We start from the raw sequence: 4,059 nt of genomic DNA, 5'->3' as shown, positions 1-4,059 counted from the left end.
ATGCACTGACCAACTTTTCCACCGGTACCCTGACCATTGGTCTGCCGGGCCAGAATGCGCATTCAAGGGTTACCGATCTTCTCAGTGGCAATCAATTTGACGCCGGTTCGATTCCTCTTTCTGCCTACCAAACCGTATGGCTGATGCGAAACGCCGCTAATGGTTGACACCGAAGAAGTTGGCCATCAGGTTGTCCAATTGCCGTCGAAGCATGGCGTAGGAGTAATGACGCGCGGCCACGGCGAAATTGTGAGCCGTCATCCGTTCCAGTAGCGCCGGGTTTTCGAGTACTTCCCTGACTTTCTGGACGTTTTTCTTGGTCAGAAAACCATCCATGACAATCAGGTCGAAACCCTTGGGTTCGATATCCCGAACGAAGATGGCATAGCGATTGATGAGAAGAGGCTTTTTAAAATAAACCGCCTCCAGGAAGGCGTTGCCGAAACCTTCGTAAAGGCTGGGGTAGGTGATGAAGTCGGCGTGCGCGTAAAGCTTCCAAAGTGTAGGCCGGTCCGGTGCGTCCGCAACGCGGGTGCCGATCAAGCGAAGGTCCACTCCCCGCTCTCGGGCATGATCCGTGAGCCATTCGGCGTACTCGTAGCCCTCGTCGCCGGCCTCGTGGGAGATCAGGAGCTTGAAGTGCTGATTCCCAAGTTCGTGAACAAGATCGATGGCGTGTTCGATCCCTTTACGTTGTACGATTCGCGTCGGTTGGAGGATCAGGAAGTCCTCGGGATTCAGGCCGATCCTCCGCCTGAATGCATGGGTGTCCTTTTCGTCAGGCTGCGGCGGGTTTTCAAAATCCAGAACATTGGGAATGATCACCGACGAGATGCCGGTTCGCAGAGCCAATTCCTCCTGGGCCGCAGAGTTGATGACCACATGCTGGATGTTCGGCAGGCTGGGCGGAAAAGCCATGCGAAGGTAATCGCCCACGGCATTGACCGAAAAGCGGGATCGCTCCCAGTAAAAGTCGTGGTGGTGCGCCACCGTGGGAATCACGGTCTCCGCGATGACTTCGGTCATGGCCAGACCCAACGGTAGGTGCATGGGAATCGTCAGCAGGTTTTGCGCCACCAGCATGTCGATCCGGAACCGATCGATAAATTCATATAGCCGTTTTTTAAGAAGCGTCCGCAAATCATGAATGGCTTGGGTCGTTTCAGGGCTTCGCCGTTTCCTGCCGAAAACTTCCACGTCGATGGCTTTATTCGTTTCGTGCTTGAAAAAAGCCTCAGGAACCAAATGGCTCTGCTCCGGGTCACGGTCTATTTCACCGGCGAACCAGAAACAACGGTGTCCGCTTCGCTCAAAAATTTCCGACCATTTGGCCGCTTCCAGTGATACCCCGTCGGTTCCTGCGAAGCGGGTGGACACAAATCCGATATTTTTACTCATTGTGCCTCCTTCAGACACGACCATAGGCGGTTGACAATCCGCCCCTGTTACTCAACAATGACAACACACGCCAAGATTATTCCGACAAGCGGTCGATGATCGATGGTTCCGTTGCGGGGGTTTCATGAAGATCGCCTTTATTCACTACCATCTGAAAACGGGAGGCGTCACCACTGTCCTTAAGCGGCAGGTCGAGGCCATCCATGGCACTTTTGATACCCTCGTCCTGACGGGGGATCGGGCGGCCGCCGAATTGCCTTGTCAGGTGGTGGAAATCCACGAATTGGGTTACGACCAGCCGGGTGTTTCACCACCGGCAGCCGACGTGGTTGCCGAGCGGGTGCTCGAGGCGTTGAATGAAAAGTGGCCGGACGGATGCGACGTCCTGCATGTGCATAACCCGACCTTGGCCAAGAACCGGCAATTTCTCCAAATCATTAAAAGGCTGCAACAGGCCGGGGTCAACCTTTTTCTGCAAATCCACGATTTCGCCGAAGACGGCCGGCCCGATCTCTATTTCAAGGAGGACTATCCGACCGATTGCCATTACGGCGTGATCAACGCCCGGGATGCTGACATCCTGATAAGGGCCGGTCTTGATCGCGCCGGCCTTCACCACATCCCCAATGCCGTCGAAGGCCTTGCCGGAAAGGAGGGCCGATGCCCGAAGGCGCAGATTCTATATCCGGTCCGCGCCATTCGGCGCAAAAACCTGGGTGAGGCCATCCTGTTGTCCATGTTTTTCAAAAACCAACAGCGGCTGGCCGTCACACAGCCGCCGAACAGTCCAGCAGATGCTTCCAGCTACCGGGACTGGATCGATTGGGTGAGGAAAAACAACCTGAACGTCGATTTTGAGGTCGGGAAAAACACTGATTTTTCCACACTTGTAGAAAACTCGGAGTCGATGGTCACCACGAGCATTTCCGAAGGGTTCGGACTGACTTTTCTCGAACCCTGGACCGCGGGTAAGCTATTGTGGGGGCGGCGGCTCGGGGAGATAGTTTCAGATTTCGAGAAAAATGGGATCAAGCTGGATTTTTTATATGACAGCCTCAATGTTCCTCTGACCTGGATCGATGCCGATGCCTTTTCTCGGGACTGGCTTTGTGCGGTCTTCGGCGCTGGTGAACGATACGGTCACATAGTCGCAGACGATCAGGCAAAACGCGCCCTTGCCTGTCTGATTCGCGATGAAATCATCGATTTCGGCCTGTTGAGCGAGAAATTTCAACGTCAGGTCCTCGCACGCCTGGCCACCGACCCATTGAGCAAGCTGGAACTGGTCCGGCTGAATCCCTGGCTCTCCCATCCCGGTGAGGTTGCGGACATGTCGGCGATCATCGAAAATAATCGACGTGCAATATTGCAGAACTATGGCACGCCACAATACCGGCATCGCCTCCTGGCAATTTACGATCAGGTTGTCAACCATCCAGTTTTCCATCGCATCGACAAGGGGGCCTTGCGCGACGTGTTTTTCAATCTCGACCGATTCTCACTGCTCAAATGGGGTGCGTATGAAGGATAGAGACGCCATATTCGAGCGGCATATCCGTCCCATGGCGCCGATTCCCACCGGGGTTGCCCCGGATCTGTCTAAAATGCAGCGGTTTTCGGCCATGCTCTTCGACGTCTACGGCACTCTGCTGATCAGCGGGGCAGGGGATATCGGGCTGAATCGGCGTCCAATCGAGAGGATAGACGACTTGCAGGGGCTGCTGAAACGCTGCGCTATCGACCGCACACCCAAAAGCCTTGTGGATGCTTTGGACCGAACCATAGAAAATGCACACCGTATCCGGCGGCAGCAGGGGATCGATTACCCCGAGGTCGATATCGTCCAGGTCTGGCAGCAGGTGCTTGGGATAGATGACATAACCTGGGCGAAAGACTTTGCCCTGGAGTACGAACTTCTGGTAAACTCAGCCTATCCCATGCCCGGTTTTGAGGAATTGCTGCTGGCTTGCAAAACCCGCAAGATGCCGATGGGGATTATCTCCAATGCTCAGTTTTACACCGTTGATGTGCTCGAACGGTTTCTCGGGGCAACACTTGGGCGGCGGGGGTTTGATCAACGGTTGCTCTTCTTCTCCTGGCGCGAGGGATATGCCAAGCCATCGAGCGTTATGTTCAAACGGGCCAAAACGGTCCTCGTCGACATGGGTATTCCGGCTGCGTCTGTCCTGGTTGTGGGCAACGACATGCGCAACGACGTTCTGCCTGCCTCATCTGTGGGGTTCAAGACCGCGCTTTTTGCCGGGGACCGACGATCGTTGCGTCTAAGAGCATCCGATGGTCGGTGCAGCGATCTATCACCGGATTTGATCGTCACCGATCTACGACAACTGATCGCTGGAACCGGCCATCCTTAAACATGAGGTTGTTATGGAAAAATATCTCGACGTCTTGCCCACGTTCGTGGATCAAATACGAAAGATTCGTGAAATCATCATCAGCAATATCGTCCTCATCGGACAGATTCCTGCCCCCACCTTTCACGAGCGAAGGCGCGCGGAGTGCTTGGTGGAACGCCTGGCCGAATTTCAGGTGGACGAGTGCAGCATCGATGATTTCGGCAATCCCATCGGTTTGATTCGTGGTGCATCGGCTGAAAGGCAGTCCATCTTTGTCGTGGCCCACCTCGACACCTTTTCAGAA

The 4,059-nt window shown here is 54.7% G+C and carries 4 protein-coding genes; 3 read left to right on the top strand and 1 reads right to left on the bottom strand.

Going from position 1 to position 4,059, the window contains the following annotated elements; all coding sequences use genetic code 11:
• Window positions 1-156 precede the first annotated feature (156 nt).
• The gene (locus QNK41_RS18760; RefSeq protein ID WP_319260028.1) at window positions 157-1,398 is read right to left on the bottom strand and encodes a glycosyltransferase family 4 protein; all 1,242 of its coding nucleotides are present in this window, start codon (window positions 1,396-1,398) and stop codon (window positions 157-159) included.
• Window positions 1,399-1,522: 124 nt separating this feature from the next.
• On the opposite strand from QNK41_RS18760, the gene QNK41_RS18755 reads away from it, so the two are divergent.
• The 3 genes from QNK41_RS18755 to QNK41_RS18745 form a co-directional block, all read left to right on the top strand.
• Complete coding sequence (locus QNK41_RS18755) at window positions 1,523-2,929, top strand: hypothetical protein (protein ID WP_319260026.1); 1,407 nt, start codon at window positions 1,523-1,525, stop codon at window positions 2,927-2,929.
• Complete coding sequence (locus QNK41_RS18750; protein ID WP_319260024.1) at window positions 2,919-3,773, top strand: HAD family hydrolase; 855 nt, start codon at window positions 2,919-2,921, stop codon at window positions 3,771-3,773. Before QNK41_RS18755 ends, QNK41_RS18750 begins: the two co-directional genes overlap by 11 nt.
• 13 nt (window positions 3,774-3,786) lie before the next feature.
• A partial coding sequence (locus tag QNK41_RS18745; RefSeq protein ID WP_319260022.1) for a hypothetical protein occupies window positions 3,787-4,059 on the top strand: 273 nt, incomplete at its 3' end.

The sequence above is a fragment of the Desulfosarcina sp. genome (genome assembly GCF_033791525.1).
Classification (GTDB): domain Bacteria; phylum Desulfobacterota; class Desulfobacteria; order Desulfobacterales; family Desulfosarcinaceae; genus Desulfosarcina.
The sequence above is the reverse complement of the archived record's forward strand: the minus strand, read 5'-3'. Positions and strand labels throughout refer to the sequence as shown.

What these genes read in the sequence shown, in the direction of transcription:
- QNK41_RS18760 (WP_319260028.1), bottom strand. Translation starts at nt 1,398, where the DNA reads ATGAGTAAAAATATCGGATTTGTGTCCACCCGCTTCGCAGGAACCGAC.
- QNK41_RS18755 (WP_319260026.1), top strand. Translation starts at nt 1,523, where the DNA reads ATGAAGATCGCCTTTATTCACTACCATCTGAAAACGGGAGGCGTCACC.
- QNK41_RS18750 (WP_319260024.1), top strand. Translation starts at nt 2,919, where the DNA reads ATGAAGGATAGAGACGCCATATTCGAGCGGCATATCCGTCCCATGGCG.